Below are 1862 nucleotides of genomic sequence, written 5' to 3' on the forward strand. Positions count from 1 at the left end.
CTCTGCTGCGCTCGCTGGCGTACCAGCGGCAACCAGCCAGACTACTGCGGACAGAATAACAGCACATAATTTACGCATAATTACCTCTCGCTTTTCTGCAATAAAAAAGGCACCATTTCTGGTGCCCGTATCTGGGTTATAAAATTCAGCTAATCGTGATGCCTGCAGTGGCTTTCTTCATCACAACAACCAGCAAATCGCTGATACTTGCTGTGGGATACCAGCCATTTACCAGCCATGCTGACACCGAAAACTCCAGTGTCATGTGACCGTGACCGGCAGGCATATCAATAACGCCACTGTAAATCAGCGTATTATCCAGCGCGGTACGGTTATAAATTTCAGCACCGTTTTTCCGCACTATCAGACGGCATGAGGAGTAAATATCAGTATGCTCTCTCTCATGCTTAGCGCCACTGAATGCCACCGCCGGAATAACAATTTGCCGGTCAAACGGCTGATCGTCATAAACCCTGACGGTAATGGTCCCTGATGGCCACCGCTCCGGTGCTCGGGAGTCCCGGGGGAAAGCTTTACCCACTGTTTTAACGAGATCGCCTTCAATCTGGTTCGCGGACAGTTTTCCCAGAACCCGGCAGTTCTCGTTAATCGTGACGTTGTTGAGCGTCCCGGAGTTCGCATTCACGTTACCGCTGATATCGGCATTTTTCGCCGTCAGCCGCCCGTCCGGTGTCAGGGAAAATGCCGGAGGATTACCGCCGCTGGTAATGGTGGGAGCCGTCAGATATTTCAGGAACACTTCGTTCATGAATATCTGATCGCCCTGACCAACAAACATCGGCTTTGTGTTGCCATTCGCAGGATTAACCATCGCAATCCTGTCCGCCGCCAGCAGCACCTGACTCTGCATGCCGTCAGGGGTGTTCTCAATACCGGCACCAATACCCGCGATATAAAGGCGTCCGTCCTGCATCTGCTGCAGCTTCACAGCCCACATGCTGTTCAGGTTATTATTTGTATCAACCTGAACTTTCTGTATCTGCTGGATTGCCGCACTCTGATTTTCCAGTTTTTTATTGACGGTCTGCGTGATTTCATTGCTGACATTCGTAATGGACGTCCTGATTTCAGCCAGGTCCGGCGCAAGCTGACCGTTATCAATCTGCGTCCACAGCTCCTGAGCCAGATGGCTTTTCCCTATCTCGCCTTTGAAAAAATCCAGATAGCCGGATGCATCATCACTCGGCTGGCCAACAGCCTCCACAAATGCCGATTTGCCAACGGTGTTCACACTGCGGATGTAAAAATAATAATCATGGCCCGGTTTGATATTGATACTGGCAGCTATCCAGTACAGCGCCGTGCCAAGATAACGCGCGCTGGTTTCAACCTGCCTGATATCCGCAATCCGATTTTCCGAGAACCAGAACTCAAACTGTACCGTCGGATCATAAACCGCAAGATGCGGCGTGGCGGTTATCTGAAAATAGCCCGGCGTCAGCTCAATCCGCGATGGCGCTGCCGGTGCGGCAATCCGGAACGATACCGACGCCGGATCGCCCTGCTGCCCCCACGCATTTACCGCCCGGACTGTCAGACTGTAATTTCCCAGAGCCAGCTGCCTGAAGCGGTATGTGGTTTCCGTCGTCCGGGCCGTGCTGACCAGCCGCTCACTGCCGTCATCCGCTGCCACGGTCAGGCGAAGCATAAAGCTCACGCCCTTCACCACCTTCGGCGTATCCCAGCGCGCCAGCACCTGGTATTCCCCGCTGTCTGCGGTGACTTCGGCGGTCAGGTGCTGCACCGCTGGCGGCGTGACACCATTCACCGTGCCGCTCTGGTCGCCGTCAAAGTGCGCCCCGTTATCCACGATGGCTTCTTTTTCCGGTACATGCTGCACG

The 1862-nt window shown here is 53.8% G+C and carries 2 protein-coding genes; both read right to left on the minus strand.

All coding sequences use genetic code 11. From position 1 onward, the window contains the following. Window positions 1–78: Ail/Lom family outer membrane beta-barrel protein (locus ACJHYW_RS25150; RefSeq protein WP_155104962.1), on the minus strand; the 78-nt coding region annotated here is incomplete at its 3' end. Between the two features lie 67 nt (window positions 79–145). After that, window positions 146–1862 (minus strand): phage tail tip protein (locus ACJHYW_RS25155; protein ID WP_280741127.1); only part of this gene is annotated, 1717 nt, incomplete at its 5' end.

This window comes from Escherichia sp. WS3063 (assembly GCF_046486595.1).
Lineage (GTDB): Bacteria > Pseudomonadota > Gammaproteobacteria > Enterobacterales > Enterobacteriaceae > Escherichia > Escherichia coli.